This is a genomic window from Ruegeria sp. CH11, from assembly GCF_056537105.1.
Map to the genome: position 1 here is coordinate 588006 of NZ_JBQFQX010000001.1, position 23001 is coordinate 611006.

Genomic DNA, 23001 nt, shown 5'->3' on the forward strand with positions numbered 1-23001 from the left:
GTACGTTATTTGGCCGGTTTCATGGCCAATATGCGGTTCAGTATGACAATTGCCATTGCCAGAAATACCGTGAAATCACCGATGGTATTGACGGTATTGATCTTGGGCACTTTTCCCGCGTCCTTGACAATCGCGGTGTACATTTTGGGTTGTTGAACCCCGGCAGAGTGCTGTTGAGCCGATGCTTTGACGTACTTGTCGAAGTTCTGCAGCGCTTTGACCTTCTTGATCACCTGCCCCATGAAGCGGCGATCCAATGCCTGATCCTCTTTCAGCTTGTCCATCATGCCGTCGATGGATTTTTTCAGCTTGAGGATTGCGTCCCGGTCTTTCTTGATCTGCTTTTGATGCTGCACAAAGTTCTTGGCAGCCATGGCTTCGCGCTGCTTTGCCTTCGACAAGGCCACGTTCTTTTTCGACGTGTCCCGATCCAGTTTCGAAACCTTGTTGCCACCTTTGCTTCGGCCCGGCGGTACGGCTGGCATGACAGTCTCCTTCGATCATGTCTGACAGCACCAGTGTAACGCCGAACCGAGTGATTTGGGATACCAGTTTCCCCTACTCGGCGGCTTTGGCCATTGGGTTGTTGGGATGCGTGGTCCAGTTGGCATAATCCGGCTGCACGGTCTTGCCGGTGCGCGGATCGACCTCGCCAGCCGCCATCGGCTCCATGGAAATACACCCTTCAACCGGACAAACATCAACGCAGAGGTTGCAAGCGACGCATTCGTCGTCCATCACCTCGAACACGCGATCCGAAGACATCGAGATCGCCTGATGGCTGGTATCCTCACACGCCGCATAGCAACGGCCGCATTTGATGCACTGATCCTGATCGATCTTGGCTTTGGCGATGTAGTTGAGGTTCAGATACTGCCAATCGGTGACATTCGGAACGGCGCGACCAACGATTTCGGAAACGTTGGAATAGCCCTTTTTGTCCATCCACTCGGACAGGCCAGCGGTCAGTTCATCAATGATTTTGAACCCGTATGTCATCGCCGCCGTGCAGACCTGAACGTTACCGCAGCCCAGCGACATGAACTCTGCCGCGTCCCGCCATGTGGTGACACCACCGATGCCTGAGATCGGCATGCCATGCGTTGCCTCGGCCCGCGCAATCTCGGACACCATCGACAGGGCAATCGGCTTGACCGCCGGACCGCAATAGCCACCATGGCTGCCTTTGCCGTCAATCGACGGTTCGGGGCTGAACGTGTCCAGATCAACGCTGGTGATCGAGTTGATCGTGTTGATCAGCGACACTGCATCCGCGCCACCATTTCTGGCGGCAGCCGCTGGTTTGCGAATATCGGTGATATTCGGTGTCAGCTTCACGATCACAGGACGGTCATAGTATTGCTTGCACCAGCGGGTGACCATCTCGATATATTCCGGCACCTGCCCTACGGCCGATCCCATGCCGCGCTCGCTCATCCCGTGCGGACAGCCAAAATTCAGCTCGATTCCGTCGGCACCCGTTTCGGCGACGCGCGGCAGGATGGCTTTCCAGGCCCCTTCTTCACACGGCACCATGATCGAGGCGATCAGGGCGCGGTCAGGATAATCCGCCTTGACCCGCGCCATTTCCTCGAGGTTCACCTCAAGCGGTCGGTCGGTGATCAGTTCGATGTTATTCAGACCCAGCAAGCGCCGGTCCGCGCCATAGATCGCGCCGTAGCGCGGGCCATTCACGTTTACCACTGGCGGGCCTTCGGAGCCCAGGGTTTTCCAGACCACGCCACCCCATCCGGCCTCGAACGCGCGACGCACGTTGTATTCCTTGTCCGTTGGCGGTGCCGAGGCCAGCCAGTATGGGTTCGGGCTGGAAATCCCCAGAAAGTCTGTTGTCAGGTCGGCCATTGGGTCCTCCTCACCGGCTCAGCCGGTTTTCTTGAATATCATTTCAGTCGGGCGAATGCGCCCGGCTTTCAGGTTTGCGACATAGTTCTGGAACTTCTCGGGCGCAGTGTCGCCCATCATCAGATGAATGCCCAAAGGCGCTGGCCCGTCCTCGGCCATTTTGGCGAACACCTCTTCAAAGAATTCCAGCGCAAAGTCGGTGCGGTCGTTTTCGATTTCCAGCGTCAAGCCTGCCGCATCGGCGGCCTGTCTGTAGGTCTCAGGCGCATGCACGAAAGACGTTTCCGGCTGCGTCGACCAAGGCAGTGGAAAGGCCAACGGTTCCTCGGTCGGCCCGCCCATGACATCAAACAAGGCAAAGGTGCCACCTGTCGCCAGCGCCCGAGAGACCTCGGCGAACAGACCCGCCTTGTCTTCGATGTTCATGCCGACATGCAGCATGACCGCTAGATCGAAACCGGCATCGGGTACGGGCATGTCCAGCGCGCTGCCTTCCAGAAACTCGACCTTGTCGGACAGGCCCACAAGGTCGCTGAGCGCCTTGGCCGTTTCGACAAATTCAGGCGTCAGATCGACCCCGGTGACCGTCGAGTCGTAGCGATCCGCCACATAGCGCGAGGTGCCACCAATGCCGCATCCGATATCCAGCACGCGGGTCGCGTGGGTCGGGGACAACTGGTTGAACAGGTTGTCGGTCGCCGCCACGCCGCCGGTATGGAACTCATCACCTGCTTTCAGATCGGCAACCGTCGCCGCATCCGGGTCGACGCCGCTGGCGATCAACGCGTCGCGAACCCTGTCGGTCAAGGCTCCGGTCGTGTAATGACGGGCAACGGCTTCTTCTATCTGAGACATGGCTATACCTCGGCAACGGAATGGGGATTGGGTGCCTTACCCTATCACGATTCCAGTGTTGCGTGGATGTCCATCGCGGCATCGCGCCCTTCGGCGACCGCAGTCACCGTCAGATCGTCACCGCCCGCAGCACAATCGCCCCCGGCCCAGACGCCTTGCAACGACGTGCGCCCGGCCCCGCTGACCGCGATCTTGTTGCCGTCAAGCTGCAACCCGTCGGGCGCGCCATCCAGTTGCTGACCAATCGCCTTTAGGACCTGATCAGCAGGCAGGCGGATCATTTCGCCCGTGCCCGTCAGACTGCCATCCGTGCTAGAGGTGTATTCCAGCTCAATCTCGGCCGTTGCGCCATTTCCGTGGACCGCAACCGGCTGAACATTGGTCATGATGCGCACCCCATGCGAGGCCGCAAGGTCCTGTTCGTACCGACTTGCGCCCATGGCATCGCGGTCGCGGCGGTAGGCAATCGTCACGTGCTCTGCACCCAGCAGTTTTGATTTCACCGCCGCGTCGACCGCTGTCATGCCGCCGCCGATCACAACGACATTCCGTCCGACCGGCAGATGCGCCAGATCACCGGCTTGCCGTACGTCGGAAATGAAATCGACCGCATTGCGCACCCCATCCTTGTCCGCACCCGGAGAGCGCAGCGCATTAACGCCTGCAAGTCCGATCGACAGGAACACCGCATCGTAGTTCTCGGTCAGCCCGCCCAATGAGATTGTCTGACCCAGAGCGGACCCGGTTTCTATTGCGATACCGCCGATCTTCAACAACCAGTCCACCTCAGCCTGGGCAAAGTCGTTGGTCGATTTGTAAGCGGCGATACCGTATTCGTTCAGACCGCCGGGTTTTGGCTTGGATTCGTGGATCACCACGTCGTGGCCCAGCATTGCCAGCCGATGCGCGCAGGCCAGACCCGCAGGCCCTGCCCCGACGACCGCCACGGTCTTGCCGGTGGTCGGCGCACGCTCAAATGGATGCGCGCCAGACGCCATCACATCATCGGTGGCAAAACGCTGTAAACGTCCGATCTCGACCGGTTTGCCCTCGGCTGTTTCGCGCACACAGGCTTCTTCGCACAATGTCTCGGTCGGACAAACGCGGGCGCACATGCCACCCAGAATATTCTGTTCCAGGATCGTGCGCCCGGCGGATTGCGGTTGTCCCGCCTGAATCTGCCGAATGAACAACGGAATATCGATATCCGTTGGACAGGCCGTCACGCATGGCGCGTCATAGCAGAAATAGCAGCGATCAGCGGCCACGGCAGCCTCGTGCGGGGCCAGTGGCGGATGCAGATCGGTGAAATTCGAGGTCAGCTCATCGCTGGAAAGCCGCCCGGCGACGATGCCGGGTGCCATCTGGCCCTGTGCCATCACTCTACTCCCTGTAGATATGTTTGTTATGACCCCAGCTTGCCACAAACAAATTTTTTATCAATTGGTAAAATTTGCCAAATGGTCAAAAAATTGAAAAACCGGGCCGATTAGCCCGGTTTTAGCAGAGATTTGCCTGAAATTTAGGCCGGCGACGGCTTAGACCATCCCGCCAAGGTGGCCGGATTTGACCCAAACCCGCGCGCCACCCTCTCCAGCAACGGCGCTGGATTGCGTCCCCGGCGGCAGGCGCAACCAGTCCCATGGGCCAAAATCCTCGCCGTTTTCGGCGAATCCGCCTTCGATCACAAAAACCTCGAGTCCCTTGTCGGCCTCCAACAGCAGAGTCGCGCCTGCGGGCCAATTCTGAACTTCGACATCCTCATGCGCGTCGCTGAACAGCTTTACGTTCCCTGAACCGTTGACCAAGCGATGGACCTGAGTGCGATCGTCAGGGTCGAACTGATGCAGCTTGACCAGAATGGTTGCACCCTCGCTGGCCGAAGGCGTGTGCGAACTTGTTGGAGGATTGCGTACATAGCTGCCAACCGGGAAATCCCCGGTTTCGTCCTGAAAGACACCGTCGAGAACCAGATACTCTTCGCCGCCGTCATGGGTATGGGCAGCAAATGCGCTGCCGGGCGCAAAGCGAACAATGGTCGTGGCGCGCGCGACCTCTTCACCGATCCGGTCCAGCATCTTGCGCTCGACCCCAGCGGCCGGCGACGCTACCCACTCGGTGTCGTCAAAATGAACCGCAACACGTTGGCTGAAATCTGCATTGACCCGCATGAAGAACCTCCAGTCTGGCTGATACCAAATTACATGGCGATCGGATTACGAATTTCAAACCATTGCGCGCATCTGGTTTTGACGGCCCATCCCGCATCATGTAATCCCAAAGCAGCAGAGCCGCGACCCGGCCACAACCAGAAAGCGCATTAATGCAGGCGAAGCCCCCTGAATTCAACGTCGTCGTGATCGGGCAAAACAACCGCGTCCAGTACGAAGCGGTGCTGTTTGCCGCCTCATTGCGGCATTCATCGCCCAGGTTTTCCGGCCGCCTGATCGTCGCAGTCCCGCAGGCGGGGCCGTTGTGGGCCAGCAACCCAAGCATTCAGAACCCGGACGTCCTGAAAGCGCTGGACCATCTGGGGGCCGAGATCGTCCCCTTTGACAACCATGTCTTCGGCGAAAGCTATCCGAACGGCAACAAGATCGAGGCGTTGCTGGCATTGCCCGAGGGTGAGCCTTTTGTCTTCTTCGACAGCGACACGTTGATCACGGGCGAGCTGTCCGAGATCCCCTTTGATTTCGATCGCCCCGGCGCATCATTGAAGGTGGAAGGGACCTGGCCCAAGCCCACGCTCTATGGCCCTGGGTACGAGGCGATATGGCGCGCGCTCTATGACCGGTTCGGGCTGGATTTCGAAAGCTCGCTGGATACAAGCCAGCCGCAGGGATACTGGCGGCGGTTCCTGTATTTCAATGCCGGTTATTTCTATTACAAATGCCCGCGATTGTTTGGCGAACGTTATCTTGAATACGCGCGCGCCATTCGTGACGAGAATATCCCCGAACTGACCGGGCAGGTTCTGGACCCCTGGCTGGACCAGGCGGCGCTGCCGCTTGTGATCCATTCGTTCGGCGGCGGGCGCGATGCCCTGCCCGGTGGATTGCTGGATGGTGCGGTCAGTTGCCATTATCGCCTGTTCCCACTGCTCTATGCACGCGAAAGGGATCAGGTGATCGACGTGCTGGAAACGGTCAGCGCCCCCAACAAGATCAAAAAAGTCCTCAAGACCTACGATCCGATGAAAAAGCTGATCTTCCAGGGCAAGGGCCGGAAAATCCGCGACATGTTTGATCGCGACAACCTGCCCCAGCGCGAACAGGTCATCCGCAAGACCATCAAGTCCAAGGGGTTGTGGCAGCGCTGACAGCGGCGTTGTGTATGCGCAGGCAATGTCCTAGACATTTTGACAACAAGGATTCCAACAGGAGATTTCGATATGTCTGACGGCCCTCAATACGGCTTTGATACCCTGCAAATCCACGCGGGCGCCCGCCCTGATCCGGCCACTGGCGCGCGTCAGACACCGATCTATCAGACCACGGCCTATGTGTTTCGCGATGCCGACCACGCGGCAGCGCTGTTCAACCTGCAAGAGGTCGGCTTCATCTATTCCCGCCTAACCAACCCCACCGTCGCGGTTCTGCAGGAACGCGTGGCGACACTTGAGGGTGGCGTTGGCGCAGTCTGCTGCTCCTCGGGTCATGCGGCGCAGATCATGGCGCTGTTCCCGCTGATGGGGCCAGGCTGCAATGTGGTTGCTTCGACGCGTCTCTATGGTGGCACGGTCACGCAGTTCAGCCAGACCATCAAACGTTTTGGCTGGTCGGCAAAATTCGTGGACACCGATGATCTTGACGCCGTCAAAGCCGCAATCGACGAAAACACCCGCGCGGTATTCTGCGAATCCATCGCCAACCCGGGCGGATATGTCACCGACATTCGCGCGCTTGCAGATGTGGCGGACGGCGCGGGCATTCCGCTGATCGTCGACAACACCTCGGCCACGCCATACCTGTGCCGCCCGATCGAGCACGGCGCGACGCTGGTTGTACACTCGACCACCAAATACCTGACCGGCAACGGCACCGTCACCGGCGGCTGTATTGTGGATTCGGGCAAGTTCGACTGGTCGGCGAACGACAAGTTCCCCTCGCTCAGCACGCCGGAACGGGCCTATCATGGGCTGAAGTTCCACGAGACGTTCGGCCCGCTTGCCTTCACGTTCCACAGTATCGCCATTGGCCTGCGTGACCTGGGCATGACCATGAACCCGCAAGCAGCACACTATACGCTGATGGGTATCGAAACCCTGTCGCTGCGGATGGAGCGTCATGTCGAGAACGCACAAAAGATTTCCGCCTGGCTCGAGGCAGATGAACGTGTGGAATACGTGACCTATGCCGGTCTGCCCTCCTCGCCCTATCATGAGCGCGTCAAAACGCATTATCCGCGCGGTGCCGGTGCCTTGTTCACCTTCGCGGTCAAGGGCGGCTATGACGCCTGCATCAAACTGGTGAACGCGCTTGAGATTTTCAGCCATGTGGCCAATCTGGGCGACGCCCGGTCGCTGATCATCCACTCTGCCTCGACAACCCACCGCCAGTTGACTCCCGAACAGCAAGAGGCGGCAGGCGCCAGCGCAAACGTGGTGCGCGTGTCGATCGGGATCGAGGACGCCGACGATCTGATCGCCGATCTGGATCAGGCCCTGTCCAAAGCCAGCGCCTGAGCCATGACCGAGCACGATACCAACGAGCTGGGCCAACCCATCGGCAAGCCTGTGACGGGCGATTTTCCTCGCCCGACGCCGCCCTATACGCCGATGCAGGGTCAATTCTGCTCGGTCGTGCCACTGGATATTAACAGACACGCGCCCGGGCTTTACCGGGCGTTTGCCAACGACATGGACGGTCGCAACTGGACCTACCTGCCCTACGGCCCCTTCGATGCCGAGGCCGGTTTTGTCGAATGGGCGCAGGCCAATTGCGCCGGTGCAGACCCGATGTTTCATACGGTGCTGGACCAGGACGAGGTTCCGGTCGGTATGGCCTCATATCTCAGGATCGAACCTGCCGCCGGAGCGATTGAGGTGGGTCACATCCACTTTTCGCCCCTGCTGCAACGCAAACCGCAATCAACCGAGGTCATGTACTTGATGATGCGCCGCGTGTTCGACGAGCTGGGCTATCGCCGCTACGAATGGAAATGCGACGCGCTGAATGCGCCGTCACGGCGCGCGGCCGAGCGGTTGGGTTTCACCTTCGAAGGCATCTTTCGTCAGGCGACCCACTATAAAGGGCGCAATCGCGACACGGCCTGGTATGCAATCCTGGATACAGACTGGCCCCGCATACGCGCAGCTTTTGAAACTTGGCTGTCGTCCGACAATTTCGACGCCTCGGGCCAGCAACGGCAGCCGCTGATGGCGCGGGCACACCCCTGACTTAGTCGGCGATTTCGAATTCCATCATGATATTGACCGAAACCGATACCTCGCCGCCCGCGACGGGCACGCCGGCGCTATCCATCATCGCCATCTCTCGCATCTGGGCAACCGGACGAACGCCGCTGGCCTGATCGCTGATCGACACCACTGATCCCAGCTGTATCCCGGCGGCCTGGGCAAGCTGGTCGGCCTTTGCCATCGCATCCGCGACCGCGCTTGCACGCGCGTTGGCTTCAAGCGGTTTTGGGTCCTGCACACTGAAACTCAGCCCGCCAAAGTCATTGGCACCATCCGAGATCACGGCGTCCATGATCTGCCCCAGGCTGTCCAGATCGCGCACCCGGACCAGAACGCGGTTCGACGCGGTAAAGCCGGTAATGCGTGGCGGCTCGTTGCCTTGCCCGCTGCGACCGGCCCAGACCGGTGACAGCGACAGATCCCGGGTCTGCACATCACGTGCCTCAAGCCCCATATCCTCAAGCCGTTTCAAAATCTGCGCCACCGCTGCCGAGGTTGCCGCCATCGCAGCTGCGGCCTCGTCTTCCTGATTGGTCACGCCAACGGTCAATGTGGCCATGTCCGGCTCGGCCAATGCGACCCCGGTGCCGCTGACGGTGATGCGACCTTCCTCCGCATGGGCGGGCAAGGTTGCCACGGCGGCGGTCATTGCTGTCAAAAAGGCAAGTGTCTTCAAGGTGATCCCTCCTGCTGACGTAACCCAAAGATGGGGTCTTGGGGCAATACACGGCAAGGGGGAATCGCGGCTTTTTCTTTCCCTCGGCAGCTTCCTGCTTTATGCTCTTGCGGCAGGCGTCAAAGCGTTTGCAATGAAACTGACAATTATGGTTCATCCGGATTATGAAACCCGCCTTTGCGCTGTCATTTTCTGAAAACGGCATCTCGCTGCATCACCATTCGGATGGGGAATGGTACTGCGTTGGAACCGTACCGCTGGATGTGCCCGATCTGGCTGAGCAGATGCAGGCGCTGCGGGATAAGGGATTCGCGCTGGCCAATCACCTTGGATGCGTGCTGATCATCCCGCCTGATCAATTGCGCCTACTGACCGTTGACACCGATGGATTGAGCCCCGAGGACGCTGCCGCCAAGGTTGAGATCACGCTGGCAGAGGCGACGCCCTATGCGCTGTCGGAACTTGCATATACATCCGTCGCGGCGGGTCCCGAGACACAGGTTGCCGCTGTTGCCCGACAGACGCTGGACGAAGCGCGCGCCTTTGCGGTTGCACACGGATTTGTCCCCGAAGCGTTCCGAGCAGGCGAGACGGCGGAACCTCCCTTGCACGGACACGGCTTTGAATGGCCGGTCGATGCGGCTGATCCTGCACCCGATGCTTCACCACCAGTGCCGACGGGGACCGACGACCTAGACAACGCCCTCGCCTCCGAACCCGATGCCACACTCTCTGAGCCGGAACCAATCGTCGATCCGACGACACCCGGCGAACTTGAGGCGCCTGAGGACCAGGGAACGGACACCGAGCCGGGAACATTCGAGGATCAATTGCCTGCGGCTGAGCAGGAAATGCCGAAACAGCCAGCCCCTGCGACCGCGTTAGAAACGTCAGAGCAGCCAACGCCGACCGTAGCAGCGACGCCTGACGAGGTTGCACCTGCGGATGTCGTGGAAGCGGTTGAAGCTCCAGACTCAGTTGTTGAGGCGGAACCGCCTGAGGAGCGAACATTCGCCGGTGAGGCAGAAACGACTGACGAGCAAGCAGACGCGAACGACACGGAAACGACCGATGCGTCAGACCTGGTTGTTGAGCCGGAAACATCTGAAGGGCCGACACCCGCCGTTGACGCAGAAACGCCTGACGAGATTGTACCTGCGGATGTCGCGGAGACGCCCGAAGGCCCAGACGAAGTTGTTGCGCCAGAAACACCCGAGGGGTTGGCGGCGCCCGTAGTGGCAGAAACGACTGACGAACACGCAGCTGCGAACGACACGGTAACGTCTGATGATCCCAGCCTGGTTGTCGAACCGGAGATGCCAGTGCATGCAATCGCTGGTGCCACCAGGCCCGAGGCGTTCCGGTCAACACCTGCTCTGGCAGGCGGAACAAAACCATCACGTCGAAACCTTGCGCGCTATGCCATTCCGGCGGTCGCGGCGTCCGTCTTTCTGGGCATGGCCCTGGGCGCGTGGTCGGTCATGGGGCCGGACAGCCCGCCCGCCGTCGAGGAACAAGCGCAGGCGACCCCCGAATCCGAGGTCACCGAACCGCCGCAGACCGACGTTGCAGCTGTTGAACCGGAAACGGAAGCCCCTGAAGCAGAGGTCGAGGAACCGTTGAGCGCCACAGATGCGGCGATACTCGAAGCACTGTCCGTTGAGCCTGAGGTCGAAGAGCAGGTTGACCCGTCCGCCACCGATCCGGCCATTCTCGAAGCGCTGAACATGCCTCCGGAACCGGTCGAACCGATCGCGCAGGACCCTGACCCTCAGACTGTGCTCAAGGATTTCACCGGCACCGCGCCAACGGCACCGCCACCCTTGTCGGCCCCGCAGCCGGATCAGACGGACGAGATGTATCTGGTCTCGGTCGACAAGTCGGACCTATCGCTGGATGCATTGGCCTTGCCGCAGGTTGAAAGTCTTCTGACCGACCTGCCACCGGACCTGCCCACGCTGCCCGGCGGGCAGGATCAGCAGTTCGATCTGGACGACCGCGGTCTTGTCACCGCGACGCCCGAGGGCACGCTGAACCCCGATGGTGTCGTGGTCTATCTTGGACGCCCGTCCTCGGTCCCGCCGGAACCTCCGGTCCGGTTCGAAGCAGAGCCCGAACCAACGGAGCCCGACGAACGGTTGGCCGGTTTCCGACCGCGGGTGCGGCCCGACAATCTGGTGGATCAGTTCGAACGCTCGCAGTTGGGCGGACGGTCGCTGGCTGAACTGGCCGTCGTGCGGCCCAAGCTGCGCCCGGAATCGCTGAAGGTTGAACCCGAGATCGACTACACCCCAACGGCTTTGGCGGTTGTTCGCGTGCCCCGACCAAAACCTCGCCCGGCCAATCTGGCCCCGCGCACCGCAAGCGCGGGCACGGCCAACCTGGGATCAACCGCAAATGTGGCTTCGACGACAACCGAGCCCGGTTCGTTTGCGCCCAAAACCGTGTCACCCAAGATACCGACCACTGCCTCGGTGGCGCGGCAGGCGACGATCGACAACGCCATCAATCTGCGTCGGTTGAACCTGATCGGGGTCTACGGCACCCCCGCAAACCGCCGCGCCCTCGTCCGGCTGCCCAGCGGCCGGTACAAAAAACTGAAGGTCGGCGACCGGATCGACGGCGGCAAGGTTGTGGCCATTGGTGACAGCGAGTTGCGTTACCAAAAGCGCGGCAAGAACGTGACGTTGAAAATGCCGCGCGGGTAAGTTCGACAAAAAAGAGCGCCGGACTGCGCGGCGCTCTCTCACTCATCAGTTTTTTACGATCAAGCCGCCGAAATTTCACCGGATTCGATCTGCTCACGTTCGATGGATTCGAACAGGGCTTTGAAGTTCCCCTCGCCAAACCCGTCATCGCCTTTGCGCTGGATGAACTCGAAAAAGATCGGTCCGATCACGGTCTTCGAGAAGATCTGCAACAGGATCTTGGTCTCGCCGCCATCCAGAACGCCTTCGCCATCGATCAGGATGCCGTGTTTCATCATCCGGTCCTTTGGCTCATCATGACCGCTAACCCGGTCATAGGACATATCGTAATACGTCTCATTCGGGCCGGGCATGAACTTCAGCCCTTTTTCGGCAATCGCGTCGGTCGAACTGTAGATGTCATCACTGCCGACCGCGATGTGCTGAATGCCTTCTCCCTTGTACTTTTTAAGATAGGATACGATCTGTCCGGTCTCGCCCCTGTCTTCGTTGATCGGAATACGGATGCGGCCGCAGGGCGAGGTCAATGCACGGCTGAAAAGACCCGTATGCTTGCCCTGAATGTCAAAGAATCGGATTTCGCGGAAGTTGAACAGATCGCCGTAGAATTTGAACCACTTGTCCATATTGCCCTTGAACACGTTGTGAGTCAGGTGATCGAGGTAAAAGAACCCGTCACCACGCGGCTTGGATTGTTTCACCCACTCGAATTCCTCGTTGTAAGGCGACGTGTCGTGATACTGGTCGATGAAATAGATCAGCGAGCCGCCAATGCCTTTGATCGCCGGGACATTCATGGTCTTGTCATCGGCGTCATAAGGTTCGGCCCCCTTTGCAACCGCATGCTCATACGCCTTTTGCGCATCGACCACGCGCCAACCCATTGACGGGGCACAGGGGCCGTGATCGGCGACGAATTTGGCGGCAAAGCTGTCAGGGTCCGCGTTCAGGATATATGTAACATCGCCCTGCTGCCACAGCTCGACCTTGGGCGACTTGCGATGATGACCGACATAATCGTACCCCATCCGCGCGAACAGCTCGCGCAGTTCTTGCGGTTCGGGATGGGCGAATTCGACAAATTCGAACCCGTCGGTCCCGGCCGGGTTCTCTTCGCTGATGACAGATTTCGGAGCGTTATGCGGGAAAGGACCCATGGTGTGCCTCCTTACAGACAGGAAATTCTTTGCTGATTCAAAAATACGCCTTAATCGATGCTGTTTCTGCGCATTGTTTTCGTGTAAACTCGCTATATACGCGCGAACCCCGCATTGATTGATCGAATTTTGAGGAAACGCCGCACGTGCTGGATCGGATCGACATTGGAATGCTAGCCGCGTTACAGCGCGACGCGCATCTGACGGCGCAGCAATTGGGCGACGCGCTGAATCTGTCGGCCTCTCAGGCGGGTCGTCGCCGACAGCGGCTTGAGGCCGAAGGTTACATTACCGGATACACCGCCCGGCTGGATCCGGTGAAACTGGGGCTGCAGGTTCAGGGCTTTATTCAGGTCCATCTGGGGACGCATGGGCCGGAACAATCCGCCAGCTTTGCCCGCATGGTCAACACCCGCCCCGAGATCAGCAGCGCCTGGACGATGACGGGTGAGGCAGATTACCTACTTCACGTGTATTGCGACGACCTTTCCGCCCTCAACAGCTTGCTTCACGAGGTGATCCTGCCGCATCCTGCGGTTGCCCGTGTGCAAAGCCAGATCGTGATGGACCAACTGAAACGCGACGCTCCGTTGCCGACATGACCTTGCAGGAAGGACAACGATGAACGAATTCCTTTACCAAGCTTCGATCTATCTGGCGGCGGCAGTGATTGCCGTGCCGCTGTCTGCGCGGCTGGGGTTGGGATCAGTGCTGGGCTATCTGGCGGCGGGCATTGCAATCGGTCCAATACTTGGCCTGGTCGGGGCCGAGACCGAGAACCTTCAGCATGTGGCGGAATTCGGCGTCGTGATGATGCTGTTCCTGATCGGGCTTGAACTTGAGCCGCGCGCGTTGTGGGACATGCGGGACAAACTGCTGGGCCTGGGCGGTCTGCAAGTGGGCCTGTCTACGCTGGCTATTGCTGCGGTCGCGTTTTACGCAAATCACCCGTGGTCGGTGTCTTTGGCGGTCGGGCTGACACTGTCGCTATCCTCGACTGCAATCGTATTGCAGACCTTGTCGGAAAAGGGCCTGATGCAAACGAATGGCGGGCGCGCGACCTTTTCCGTGCTTCTGACGCAAGACATCGCCGTCATCCCGATCCTTGCATTCCTGCCCCTACTGGCGCTTCCGGCCATGGTTCATATCGAGCAGGACGGCTCGATTGACCGCGGCATCGCTCATAACGATGCGCATGCCCATCATACGCTTTCGCTGGTCGAGGGGCTGCCGGGCTGGGCGGTAACGCTTGTTACGCTCGGCGCGATCGCCTTTGTCGTTCTGGCAGGCGTGTATCTGGCGCGCCCGCTGTTCCGCTTTATCCACACCACTCGCCTGCGCGAGATGTATACGGCGTTGGCCCTGATGATCGTGGTCGGCATTTCGTTCCTGATGACGTTGGTTGGCCTCTCTCCTGCATTGGGAGCCTTTCTTGCAGGCGTGGTTCTGGCCAGCTCTGAATTCCGGCACGAGATGGAGAGCGATCTCGAGCCCTTCAAAGGGCTGTTTCTGGGTCTGTTCTTCATCACTGTCGGCGCCGGCATCGATCTGGCGTATTTCTTCGACGACCCGCTGGATCTGATCGGTCTGGCGCTGCTTGTCATTCTCGCAAAGGGGATCATCCTGTTCATCGTCGGGCGGGCCTTCAAGCTGCGCGGGCGCGACCATTGGTTGTTCACGCTGGGTCTGGCTCAGGCGGGGGAATTCGGCTTTGTTCTGTTGGCTTTTTCCACGCAACAGAATGTCATTCCCCCCGATTTGTCGCAGAAACTGCTGATGATCATCGCGTTGACGATGCTGATCACGCCGCTTTTGTTCATCACCTACGACCAGATCACCCGGTATATCGGCGATGCGGGTCCTGCGATCGAACCGGACGAGATTGACGAAAAAGGCCCTGTCATCATCGCGGGCATTGGTCGCTTTGGTCAGATCGTGAACCGTCTGGTGCAGGCCAGCGGTTTCAAAACCGTGGTTCTGGACCACGATATCGAGACCATTCAGTTGATGCGCCGGTTCGGCGTCAAAGGGTTTCTGGGCGACCCTACCCGCCCCGAGCTGCTGAGGGCTGCGGGTATCGAGAAAGCCTCGGTTCTGGTCGCGGCGATGGACGATCGCAAACAGGTCACGCGTCTTGTTGGATACGCGCGCCGTCAACGACCCGACCTGCACATCATAGCCCGCGCCCGCGACCGCACCCATGTTTACGAGCTGTATCAGGCCGGTGCCAACGACATCGTTCGTGAGATGTTCGACGGCTCGTTGCGCGCGGGTCGCTATGTGTTGGAGAACATCGGTCTTTCGGAATACGAAGCAGCGCAGGCCGAGCAGACCTTTTACCATCATGACCGCACGTCCGTGCGCGAATTGGCCGAGCTGTGGATACCCGGCATGCCAACCGCCGATAACAAAAAATACATCGAGCGGGCCCAGAAGCTGGAAAAGGATCTGGAAACCGCTCTGCTTGAATTGGCCGAAGAACACGCCAAGGAATCGGCCTGACCTACGCCTAATGACGGTCAGGCATCAGCATCAGCCGTCGGAAACGCCTGCCTCGGCAAAGGTAGCCATGCCGGAATGGCAGGCGACGGCGCTTTTCAGGATGTTGATCGCCAATGCACCGCCCGACCCCTCGCCCAATCGCAGGCCAAGACTCAGAAGCGGCGCTTTGCCCAGTTCCGCCAGCATCTTGCCATGCGCCCCTTCGGCGCTTTGGTGCCCAGCAACCGCGTGGTCCAGTGCCGAGGCCGACACCTGCGCCAGACAGGCCGCCGCGGACGTGCAGATGAACCCGTCGAGAAGGACGGGAATGCGCAAAACGCGCGCTGCGGCAATCGCCCCGGCCATCGCTGCGATCTCGCGACCGCCCAGACGGCGCAGAATCTCGAGCCCATCTTTCGATTGGCCATGAACGGCGACGCCTTCGGCCACAACGCGGGTTTTGTTGGCAAGGCCCGCGTCGTCAACGCCCGTGCCGCGCCCGGTCCAGTCGGCGGCCTCGCCCCCGAACAGGGCACAGGCGATGGCAGCTGCCGGGGTGGTGTTGCCGATCCCCATTTCGCCCACAACCAGCAGATCAGCCTGCGGATCGACCGCCTGCCATCCGGTCTGCAAAGCGGTCAGCAGATCCTCTTCGCTCATCGCCGGGCCTTGGGTGAAATCTGCGGTGGGGCGGTCCAGGTCAAGCGCGTGTACATTCATCTTTGCGCCAGCGGCCTTTGCCAACTGATTGATCGCTGCGCCGCCATGTTCAAAGTTCATGACCATCTGCACAGTCACTTCGGGCGGAAAAGCCGAAACGCCCTGCGCCGTAACGCCATGGTTGCCGGCAAATACGATGACCTGCGGTTGCTTGATCTGCGGCCGCGCATCCCCGCGCCAACCCGCATACCAGATCGCAAGATCCTCAAGCCGCCCCAACGCGCCGGGCGGCTTGGTCAGTTGACCGTTACGGTCCTGCGCGGCCTGACTGGCGTCGGCATCCGGGCCCGGAGCCTCGGTCAATGCCTTGCGGAAACTGTTCAGATCGGAGAGTTCGGGCAGCATGGAAAGCCTCGTTGCATCAGAGTGGTCCTGTGTGTTTAACCAAAGCTGGCACAGCAACAAGACCGGGAAAGGCCCGAGAGTGAACAAAAACGACACCAAAGTGGTTTCTGCCTTGGATATTCCACTTGCTCTGGTGCTGCTGACGCGATTGCCGGTGCCTACCCTGCCCGACCGTGTCTTTGCGCGGCAGGCGCAGGCGGTTTGGGCCTTCCCAATCGTTGGCGCTGTTGTCGGTGGGCTGGCCTGTGCGGTGATCTGGGCGGCCTCGCAAACGGGCATGCCGCCGATGATCAGCGCCGTTTTAGGGCTGGCCGTCTTGATCACAGCAACCGGAGCCATGCACGAAGACGGGCTAGCCGACACCTGTGACGGCCTTTGGGGCGGTTTCACCGCTGAACGCCGGCTGGAGATCATGAAGGACAGCCATATCGGCACCTATGGGGTTCTGGGGCTGGCCATCTCGCAATTGCTGCGGGTTCTGGCGATTGCGGCGTTGATTCCTGTCGGAGGACTGGCCGGGTTGGCGGCCGCAAGCGTATTTTCACGCGCGTTGATGCCGGTATTGATGCGATCGCTGCCGAACGCCCGCAAATCGGGGCTCAGCCAATCGGTCGGCAGGCCCTCGGTCGCGGCAGTCTTGCTGGGGCTTACGCTGGCAATTGGCCTGTCGCTTTTGGTTTCAGGCACACAAGCCCTGATCCCGATGGTCTGCGCACTGGTTGTCGCTTTGGCAGTTGCCGCGCTTGCCAAGGCGCGCATCGGCGGACAGACCGGCGACATTCTGGGGGCCACGCAAGCCCTGTCCGAGATTGTCTTTCTTCTGGCGCTCACCGCGTTGATCTAAGTCGACCCGCCTGTTTTGATCCGCAGGGTTCCCCCACAGTGTTTGCAATGCACTGCATCCGGGTCATGACGATAGAGACCGCAGCTTGGACATTTGTGGCGCACTTTCTGCGGCATGAATATCGCCTGCGCCAGACGAACAAAAAGTGCCACGCCAACAACCATGATGAACACCGAGAACAACTTTCCTGCGGGCGTCGACAAGGTGATGTCGCCAAACCCGGTTGTGGTCAGCGTCGCCATCGTGAAATACAGCGCGTCGATATAGGGAGTCTGAGAGTTTTCGGGAACAAAAAAGACCAATACGGCGGTCGAGGTTGCAAAAACAAAAACCAGCAGATTAATCGCCGCGATAACTGCGTCCTCATGGGTGCGAAAGAACGGGCTGTCCCGGCGCAGATCCCTCAGCAAGTGATAGGAATGGATAAGCCGCAGGGCGCGCAAGATCCGAACGAATGCGAGATTTCCAGTCAGAAACGGATCCAGCAGCAGCGACACGATCACCACAATATCCGCCAATGTGTAGATATGGCGCAGCAGTTTCCACCGGTCTTTGGCAATCCACATGCGGGCTGAGAAATCCAGCAGGATGATCAGCCCCACCGCCAGACTTGCGGCGGTCAACCCCGGCCCATGGGGAATATTCGCGGTGGCAACAAAGAATATGATCGAGCAGATGTCGAACAGGATCAGTCCATAGCGAAACCAGACCGAAACCGGCTCGTGGCTGATGTAGAGAAACTTCACAGCCTGCTTCATCATGACCCCGTATCATCTTGCATTGACTGCAAAATAGCCGACACGGGCGTCCGGACCAAGCGCGCAGACACAAAAAGGCCGCCCCGGATGCCGGGACGGCCCTTCAATGGGTGTAAACTGCGATCAGGCCGCGCGCGATGTCAGAACCTCATCCACCTGCTTGGCGGCTGAAATCTCATCGGCACCGGATACGGCGGCGACTTCGCGGGTCAGACGCTCCAACGCGGCTTCGTAAAGCTGACGCTCCGAATAGCTTTGTTCGCGCTGATCATCGGTACGATGCAGGTCGCGCACGACCTCGGCAATCGAAATCAGATCGCCCGAATTGATCTTTTGTTCATATTCCTGCGCCCGGCGCGACCACATGGCGCGTTTAACCTTGGCTTTGCCCTTCAGCGTCTTCATCGCCTGGCTGATCACATCCGGCGAGCTAAGCGAGCGCAGGCCCGACTCGGTCACCTTGTTGGTTGGGACGCGCAGCGTCATCTTGTCTTTCTCGAAGGAAATGACAAACAGCTCGAGCGTGAAACCGGCGACGTCCTGCTCTTCGATCGAAATGATCTGGCCCACGCCATGCGCGGGGTAGACAACATAATCGTTCGGGCGGAACTCAAGCTTTTTCGACTTAGACATTCAGGTTCATCCTTGGTTACAGAGCGGAGAACAGACAACAAAACACACCGATCCGCGCCATTCTGGCCCGGTCAGGCAGTCAGTTTGTCAAAAATTCAGAACTCCAAAGCACACATACTTACGGAGTACATCCCCATCTCATTCATCATTCAGCTACAGAGTATATCACAAAAATGCGACACCTGAAAGTCCGCGCTGCAGATGGGCCGCGAAGCCCCTTGAAAATCAGCGGCTTGTACGGATTTCAGAGTTTTGAACCATACGGTTCACTGCGCGAATCGCTCAGCCACCTTCGCCAGGCGCTTCCGAGAAATACTTCTCCATCTTTCCCTCTTCACCGTCGCGTTCTTCGGCATCCGGCAGAGGGTCTTTCTTGGTCACGATCACCGGCCATTGTTCCGAGAACTTGCGGTTAAATTCCACCCATTGCTCCATACCCGGCTCGGTGTCGGGCCGGATGGCATCGGCAGGGCATTCGGGCTCGCACACACCGCAGTCGATGCATTCGTCGGGGTGAATGACCAGCGTGTTCTCACCTTCGTAGAAACAGTCCACCGGGCAAACCTCGACACAGTCGGTGTATTTGCAGGCGATGCAGTTTTCAGTGACGACATAGGTCATGGCTGGAATTCCCGTTTGCGGTTTGGGCGTCTAGCTAATTCAGTCTGGCCTGCTCTTCAAGATGGGATCAGCCATCTTGCCTGCGAGAAAGATCAAGAGCGCGGCGATCTTTCTTGGTTGGACGACCTTTTCCCTGGAATCCCGGGTTTGCGGGCGGTTTGTCCTGCTTTTCCGTCAGATCGAAGTACAATGTCTGCGCCTCGGGGGCCGGGCCACGACGTTCACCGAGTTTTTCCACCCGGACAACCCGCACGATCCGGCCCTGCGCAAAGATCAGAACGTCTCCGGGTCCAACGGGCTGAGCCGGTTTCAGGACCCGGTCTCCATTCAGCCGGACATGGCCACCGCTGACCTGCTTGGCGGCCAGGCTGCGGGTCTTGAAGAACCGCGCCTGCCACAACCATTTGTCGATCCGCAGTTTGGCCTGATCCATCGCGGATCAGTTGCCGTCCTTCAAACCCATCAGCGCAGCGGCAAACGGGTTGTCCGGGTCAATGGCCTTTTCCTTTTTCGGAGGCCGCGACGAGAAGGATTTGGCCCCTTGCGGTTTGCCGCCCTTTTTGCCCTGCGGCTTGCCACGGCCGTCCTGAGGCTTACCACGTGGTTTGCCTTTGCCTTGCCCCGGGCGCTGGTCCCGGCGCGGACCGCGGTTCTGCTGGCGCTGACGGCCCCAGGTGAAGGTGTAGAACACCTCGACTTCGGGCTCATCCGATGCGGTTTCGGTGGCCGGAGCCTCGGCTGCCGCCTCGGTGCTGTCGGTGGCCTCGGCTGGCGCCTCGGCAGGAGTCGCGACCTCATCCGTTGCGGCTTCGGGCACGGGTGTCTCTTCGGCGGCCGGTTGCTCCACCGCATCTGCAGCAGGCTGTTCAACTGGCGCTGGCTTGATCTTTTCCCGCTCACCGCGCTCGGCCTTGTAGCCCAGCCCCTGCATCAGATCGGCAAATTGCTCCAGCGTCATACCGGTGATCGACAGCATGTCGGGCTTGGCCTCGAAGCCGCCCCTGCTGTCCTCGGACCGCAGCATGTCGGCCAGACGTTCCAGCATGTCGATGCGGATAGACCGCTCGCCCGCATCGCGGTAGCCGCACATGGTGTCGTAACCTTGTGGCGCATCCTTGGCGACCGGCACAGTAACCAGGCCCGGAGGCGGTGCCTCGGGGAATTCCTGCAGACCGCCGGCAAGCGCCCACAGAACCAGACGCAATCGCGTTGGCGCGGGTTTCAGCAGCAACGGCATGAAGATGGTGAACTGGCCGAACCGGATACCGTGTTTGCGCAGCGCACCACGGGCGTCCTGATCCAGATCCTTGACCTCTTGCGCAACGCCAGCGCGGGGCAGAACGCCCAGCGCCTCGACCATGCGGAAGGCAAACCCTTTGGCCAGACCCGACAGTTCCTCATCCCGCGACAGATTCAGCAGCGGCTCGAACAGCGCCGCGACCTTGCGGTCGATGAAATGCTGCAAGCGGCGTTGCACTTTCTGCTCGACATCCGGGCCAGCGGCTTCGTCAACAAACACCTCGACCACGGGCTTGAGCGGCTCGGCCCCGGCAACCAGCTTGCCAACAGCATATTCGCCCCACATCAGGCCACCCTGATCGGTAAAATCAATCTCGGTATCGGGCGCATTGTAGAAGCGGTCGGCGCGCAGATGGAATTGCGGCGCGAGAGCTTGCAGGGACGCCGATTTCAGGGCCTTCGCCTCGGTTCCTTGCGCGCTTTTGTCCGGCGAAAACCGGAACCCTTCCAGACGACCGACGAATTCGCCTTCGACGGTCACTTCACCCTTGTCATTTACTTCGGCCAAAAGGGCCTCCTTCTGTTTGAGCCGGCGCAGCAAAACGGATGTGCGCCGGTCCACAAATCGCTGAGTCAGTCGGTCATGCAGAGCGTCCGACAGCCTGTCTTCTACAGTGCGCGTTTCCTCACGCCAATGGGATTCGTCACGCACCCAACCGTTTCGTTGCGCAACATATGTCCAAGTGCGAATATATGCCAACCTTTTGGACAGCGCATCAATATCTCCGTCCGTGCGGTCGATGCGGCGAATTTGCCGCGCCATGAAATCGTCCGGGATCGCACCACGTTCGTGCAGGTGCCCATAGATCACTTCGAGCAAACTGGCATGTTCAGCATGGCTGATGCCGCGAAAATCGGGGATTCTACACACATCCCACAGCAATCGGACCGACTGACCGTCACTGGCACGAGCCGCAACCTCGGACACCTGAGACAGAGATTTCAGCGCATTCAGGTCATCCGCGGGCCGCGCTTTGGTCAGATGTTCGCTGTCGGTGCCAACCTCAAGCGCGTCGATCAGCGCATCGATCGAGCCGAACCTAAGGGCGGCATTCCGCCAGTTCAGCTTTTTCATCGGCGTGAAACGGCTGTCCATGATCGCCTGCGCCACACCATCGTCCAGTGGCGGGGCTTCACCCGTAACGCCAAACGTGCCATCCGACATGCCGCGCCCGGCCCGGCCAGCGATCTGTGCCAACTCGTTTGGCGCAAGCGGGCGCATCCGTCGACCGTCGAATTTGGTCAGGGAAGAAAACGCAACATGGTTCACGTCGAGATTCAGCCCCATACCGATGGCGTCAGTGGCAACCAGATAATCGACCTCGCCATTCTGATATAGGTCCACCTGCGCGTTGCGTGTGCGCGGGCTCAGCGCACCCATGACCACCGCCGCCCCGCCCTTTTGGCGGCGCAGCAGCTCGGCGATGGCATAGACGTTTTCGACCGAAAACCCGACAATGGCGCTGCGGGCCGGCATCCGGCTGATCTTTTTTGATCCGGAATAGACCAGTTGAGACATCCGCTCGCGCCGGACAAATTGGGCCTCGGGCACCAAAGCCGCGATAGGGCCACGCATCGTGTCTGATCCAAGGAACAACGTTTCATGCGTCCCACGCGCGCGCAGCAGGCGGTCTGTGAATACATGGCCGCGCTCAGGATCTGCGCAGAGTTGAATTTCGTCGATGGCGACAAAGTCTGCGCCCATCCCCTCGGGCATCGCCTCGACTGTGCAGACCCAGTATTGGGTGCGCGGCGGTACGATCCGCTCTTCGCCCGTAACCAGCGCCACGACCGACGGGCCGCGAATGGCGACGATCTTGTCATAGACCTCGCGCGCGAGCAGGCGCAGCGGCAGGCCGATCACACCGGTGCGGTGCCCCAGCATACGTTCAATCGCGTAATGGGTTTTTCCTGTGTTTGTCGGGCCCAGTACGGCCACGATTCGGGATGACCCGCTCACCTTTGTCCCCTGCGCCCCGAGTTCTACAGTGCCTTGCCTTCGATCTGAGGCTTCAGCCGATTCACGGCATTGGTTACTTCTTCGTGATGGGGATGTATAGCCAGCGCGCGCGTGTAGGCGTCATAGGCCCTTTGGGGCTGTTCTAGGACTTCGAAGATCAGGCCCAAGCCATATATGGCGTCATAGTTATTTGGGTTCAGCGTCAACGCATGTTCCAGATCAGCGGCCGCCATCCCAAAGCGTTCGATACCAAAAAACGCAGACGCCCGAACATGCCAGCCTTCGGCAAAATCCGGCGCGTGGTCGGTCAGCGCCGTTAGATGTTCGAGCGCAGCAGAGATATCGCCGTCATCCAGCGCCTCGCGCCCCCGTTCCAGCAGCAGGTCAGCCGAGGCCGAGCCGGATTGCGACCAAAGCGCCTGCAATTGTCGGTCCAGGCCGACGGCCTGTTCCGGGGTTGCCTGCGACAACTGCTCCAGCAGGGCGGATTCGTCGCGTAAATCCGCCTGTTGGGCGGAAGACATGGTGGAAAACGTGACTATCGCGAAAAGTGCCGCGACGGTACCTTTGAGATTGGTGATTGCAATGCTCATAACAATGTTCAGTGTAGCGTTGCGACCGGGGATGTCCATTCCCGGCGCACAATCAAAATGAGGAACACC

The 23001-nt window shown here is 59.7% G+C and carries 21 protein-coding genes; 7 read left to right on the top strand and 14 right to left on the bottom strand.

The features are described from left to right. Window positions 1-5: 5 nt before the first annotated feature. The 5 genes from ACR0LX_RS02905 to ACR0LX_RS02925 all read right to left on the bottom strand — a co-directional run bounded on the left by ACR0LX_RS02905 (window position 6) and on the right by ACR0LX_RS02925 (window position 4889). On the bottom strand, window positions 6-485 hold the full coding sequence (locus tag ACR0LX_RS02905) for a hypothetical protein (protein ID WP_480782487.1): 480 nt from the start codon (window positions 483-485) through the stop codon (window positions 6-8). Window positions 486-558: 73 nt separating this feature from the next. Beyond that, a complete protein-coding gene (gene preA, locus ACR0LX_RS02910) occupies window positions 559-1863 on the bottom strand; it encodes an NAD-dependent dihydropyrimidine dehydrogenase subunit PreA (protein ID WP_480782488.1) in 1305 nt (434 codons plus the stop codon). Window positions 1864-1881: 18 nt separating this feature from the next. Next, complete coding sequence (locus ACR0LX_RS02915) at window positions 1882-2718, bottom strand: class I SAM-dependent methyltransferase (RefSeq protein WP_480782489.1); 837 nt, start codon at window positions 2716-2718, stop codon at window positions 1882-1884. A gap of 44 nt (window positions 2719-2762) precedes the next feature. After that, the gene (locus tag ACR0LX_RS02920; RefSeq protein ID WP_480782490.1) at window positions 2763-4097 is read right to left on the bottom strand and encodes an NAD(P)-dependent oxidoreductase; all 1335 of its coding nucleotides are present in this window, start codon (window positions 4095-4097) and stop codon (window positions 2763-2765) included. A gap of 159 nt (window positions 4098-4256) precedes the next feature. Continuing rightward, on the bottom strand, window positions 4257-4889 hold the full coding sequence (locus tag ACR0LX_RS02925) for a cupin domain-containing protein (protein ID WP_480782491.1): 633 nt from the start codon (window positions 4887-4889) through the stop codon (window positions 4257-4259). 152 nt (window positions 4890-5041) lie between these two features. On the opposite strand from ACR0LX_RS02925, the gene ACR0LX_RS02930 reads away from it, so the two are divergent. The 3 genes from ACR0LX_RS02930 (at window position 5042) to ACR0LX_RS02940 (ending at window position 8116) form a co-directional block, all read left to right on the top strand. After that, a complete protein-coding gene (locus ACR0LX_RS02930; protein WP_480782492.1) occupies window positions 5042-6037 on the top strand; it encodes a hypothetical protein in 996 nt (331 codons plus the stop codon). A 72-nt stretch (window positions 6038-6109) separates the two neighbouring features. After that, window positions 6110-7402, top strand: coding sequence for an O-acetylhomoserine aminocarboxypropyltransferase/cysteine synthase family protein (locus ACR0LX_RS02935; RefSeq protein ID WP_480782493.1), 1293 nt, complete (start codon window positions 6110-6112; stop codon window positions 7400-7402). Window positions 7403-7405: 3 nt separating this feature from the next. After that, entirely contained in the window at window positions 7406-8116 is a 711-nt protein-coding gene (locus tag ACR0LX_RS02940; protein ID WP_480782494.1) for a GNAT family N-acetyltransferase, read from the top strand. Between the two features lies 1 nt (window position 8117). On the opposite strand, the gene ACR0LX_RS02945 is transcribed toward ACR0LX_RS02940, so the two are convergent. Beyond that, on the bottom strand, window positions 8118-8813 hold the full coding sequence (locus ACR0LX_RS02945) for an SIMPL domain-containing protein (RefSeq protein WP_480782495.1): 696 nt from the start codon (window positions 8811-8813) through the stop codon (window positions 8118-8120). Window positions 8814-8977: 164 nt separating this feature from the next. On the opposite strand from ACR0LX_RS02945, the gene ACR0LX_RS02950 reads away from it, so the two are divergent. Next, window positions 8978-11521 carry a hypothetical protein gene (locus ACR0LX_RS02950; RefSeq protein WP_480782496.1) on the top strand — a complete coding sequence of 848 codons (2544 nt, stop codon included), beginning with the start codon at window positions 8978-8980 and terminating at the stop codon, window positions 11519-11521. Between the two features lie 59 nt (window positions 11522-11580). On the opposite strand, the gene hppD is transcribed toward ACR0LX_RS02950, so the two are convergent. After that, window positions 11581-12678, bottom strand: coding sequence for a 4-hydroxyphenylpyruvate dioxygenase (hppD, locus tag ACR0LX_RS02955; protein ID WP_480782497.1), 1098 nt, complete (start codon window positions 12676-12678; stop codon window positions 11581-11583). Between the two features lie 146 nt (window positions 12679-12824). Between hppD and ACR0LX_RS02960 the strand changes: the two genes are divergently transcribed. Both ACR0LX_RS02960 and ACR0LX_RS02965 read left to right on the top strand, forming a co-directional pair. After that, window positions 12825-13280: an Lrp/AsnC family transcriptional regulator gene (locus ACR0LX_RS02960; RefSeq protein WP_480782498.1), complete on the top strand. Its 456-nt coding sequence runs from the start codon at window positions 12825-12827 to the stop codon at window positions 13278-13280. Window positions 13281-13299: 19 nt separating this feature from the next. Continuing rightward, on the top strand, window positions 13300-15180 hold the full coding sequence (locus ACR0LX_RS02965; protein ID WP_480782499.1) for a cation:proton antiporter domain-containing protein: 1881 nt from the start codon (window positions 13300-13302) through the stop codon (window positions 15178-15180). A gap of 30 nt (window positions 15181-15210) precedes the next feature. Here the strand turns inward: ACR0LX_RS02965 and cobT are convergent, their stop codons facing one another. Beyond that, on the bottom strand, window positions 15211-16224 hold the full coding sequence (gene cobT, locus ACR0LX_RS02970; RefSeq protein ID WP_480782500.1) for a nicotinate-nucleotide--dimethylbenzimidazole phosphoribosyltransferase: 1014 nt from the start codon (window positions 16222-16224) through the stop codon (window positions 15211-15213). Window positions 16225-16303: 79 nt separating this feature from the next. Between cobT and cobS the strand changes: the two genes are divergently transcribed. Then, the gene (gene cobS, locus ACR0LX_RS02975) at window positions 16304-17068 is read left to right on the top strand and encodes an adenosylcobinamide-GDP ribazoletransferase (RefSeq protein WP_480782501.1); all 765 of its coding nucleotides are present in this window, start codon (window positions 16304-16306) and stop codon (window positions 17066-17068) included. Here the strand turns inward: cobS and ACR0LX_RS02980 are convergent. The 6 genes from ACR0LX_RS02980 to ACR0LX_RS03005 all read right to left on the bottom strand — a co-directional run bounded on the left by ACR0LX_RS02980 (window position 17065) and on the right by ACR0LX_RS03005 (window position 22932). Beyond that, window positions 17065-17826 carry an ion channel gene (locus ACR0LX_RS02980; RefSeq protein WP_480782633.1) on the bottom strand — a complete coding sequence of 254 codons (762 nt, stop codon included), beginning with the start codon at window positions 17824-17826 and terminating at the stop codon, window positions 17065-17067. The genes cobS and ACR0LX_RS02980 overlap by 4 nt on opposite strands. Window positions 17827-17949: 123 nt before the next feature. Then, complete coding sequence (locus ACR0LX_RS02985; RefSeq protein ID WP_480568886.1) at window positions 17950-18459, bottom strand: CarD family transcriptional regulator; 510 nt, start codon at window positions 18457-18459, stop codon at window positions 17950-17952. Window positions 18460-18741: 282 nt separating this feature from the next. After that, on the bottom strand, window positions 18742-19080 hold the full coding sequence (fdxA, locus tag ACR0LX_RS02990; RefSeq protein ID WP_074735041.1) for a ferredoxin FdxA: 339 nt from the start codon (window positions 19078-19080) through the stop codon (window positions 18742-18744). 67 nt (window positions 19081-19147) lie between these two features. After that, the gene (locus ACR0LX_RS02995; RefSeq protein ID WP_480782502.1) at window positions 19148-19513 is read right to left on the bottom strand and encodes an RNA-binding S4 domain-containing protein; all 366 of its coding nucleotides are present in this window, start codon (window positions 19511-19513) and stop codon (window positions 19148-19150) included. A 6-nt stretch (window positions 19514-19519) separates the two neighbouring features. Continuing rightward, window positions 19520-22339, bottom strand: a complete 2820-nt coding sequence (locus ACR0LX_RS03000; protein WP_480782503.1) for a helicase-related protein — start codon at window positions 22337-22339, stop codon at window positions 19520-19522. Window positions 22340-22362: 23 nt separating this feature from the next. Next, a complete protein-coding gene (locus ACR0LX_RS03005) occupies window positions 22363-22932 on the bottom strand; it encodes a tetratricopeptide repeat protein (RefSeq protein ID WP_480568877.1) in 570 nt (189 codons plus the stop codon). Window positions 22933-23001: the final 69 nt, after the last annotated feature.

What these genes read in the sequence shown, in the direction of transcription:
- ACR0LX_RS02905 (WP_480782487.1), bottom strand. Translation starts at nt 485, where the DNA reads ATGCCAGCCGTACCGCCGGGCCGAAGCAAAGGTGGCAACAAGGTTTCG.
- preA (WP_480782488.1), bottom strand. Translation starts at nt 1,863, where the DNA reads ATGGCCGACCTGACAACAGACTTTCTGGGGATTTCCAGCCCGAACCCA.
- ACR0LX_RS02915 (WP_480782489.1), bottom strand. Translation starts at nt 2,718, where the DNA reads ATGTCTCAGATAGAAGAAGCCGTTGCCCGTCATTACACGACCGGAGCC.
- ACR0LX_RS02920 (WP_480782490.1), bottom strand. Translation starts at nt 4,097, where the DNA reads ATGGCACAGGGCCAGATGGCACCCGGCATCGTCGCCGGGCGGCTTTCC.
- ACR0LX_RS02925 (WP_480782491.1), bottom strand. Translation starts at nt 4,889, where the DNA reads ATGCGGGTCAATGCAGATTTCAGCCAACGTGTTGCGGTTCATTTTGAC.
- ACR0LX_RS02930 (WP_480782492.1), top strand. Translation starts at nt 5,042, where the DNA reads ATGCAGGCGAAGCCCCCTGAATTCAACGTCGTCGTGATCGGGCAAAAC.
- ACR0LX_RS02935 (WP_480782493.1), top strand. Translation starts at nt 6,110, where the DNA reads ATGTCTGACGGCCCTCAATACGGCTTTGATACCCTGCAAATCCACGCG.
- ACR0LX_RS02940 (WP_480782494.1), top strand. Translation starts at nt 7,406, where the DNA reads ATGACCGAGCACGATACCAACGAGCTGGGCCAACCCATCGGCAAGCCT.
- ACR0LX_RS02950 (WP_480782496.1), top strand. Translation starts at nt 8,978, where the DNA reads ATGAAACCCGCCTTTGCGCTGTCATTTTCTGAAAACGGCATCTCGCTG.
- hppD (WP_480782497.1), bottom strand. Translation starts at nt 12,678, where the DNA reads ATGGGTCCTTTCCCGCATAACGCTCCGAAATCTGTCATCAGCGAAGAG.
- ACR0LX_RS02965 (WP_480782499.1), top strand. Translation starts at nt 13,300, where the DNA reads ATGAACGAATTCCTTTACCAAGCTTCGATCTATCTGGCGGCGGCAGTG.
- cobT (WP_480782500.1), bottom strand. Translation starts at nt 16,224, where the DNA reads ATGCTGCCCGAACTCTCCGATCTGAACAGTTTCCGCAAGGCATTGACC.
- ACR0LX_RS02980 (WP_480782633.1), bottom strand. Translation starts at nt 17,826, where the DNA reads ATGAAGCAGGCTGTGAAGTTTCTCTACATCAGCCACGAGCCGGTTTCG.
- ACR0LX_RS02985 (WP_480568886.1), bottom strand. Translation starts at nt 18,459, where the DNA reads ATGTCTAAGTCGAAAAAGCTTGAGTTCCGCCCGAACGATTATGTTGTC.
- fdxA (WP_074735041.1), bottom strand. Translation starts at nt 19,080, where the DNA reads ATGACCTATGTCGTCACTGAAAACTGCATCGCCTGCAAATACACCGAC.
- ACR0LX_RS02995 (WP_480782502.1), bottom strand. Translation starts at nt 19,513, where the DNA reads ATGGATCAGGCCAAACTGCGGATCGACAAATGGTTGTGGCAGGCGCGG.
- ACR0LX_RS03005 (WP_480568877.1), bottom strand. Translation starts at nt 22,932, where the DNA reads ATGAGCATTGCAATCACCAATCTCAAAGGTACCGTCGCGGCACTTTTC.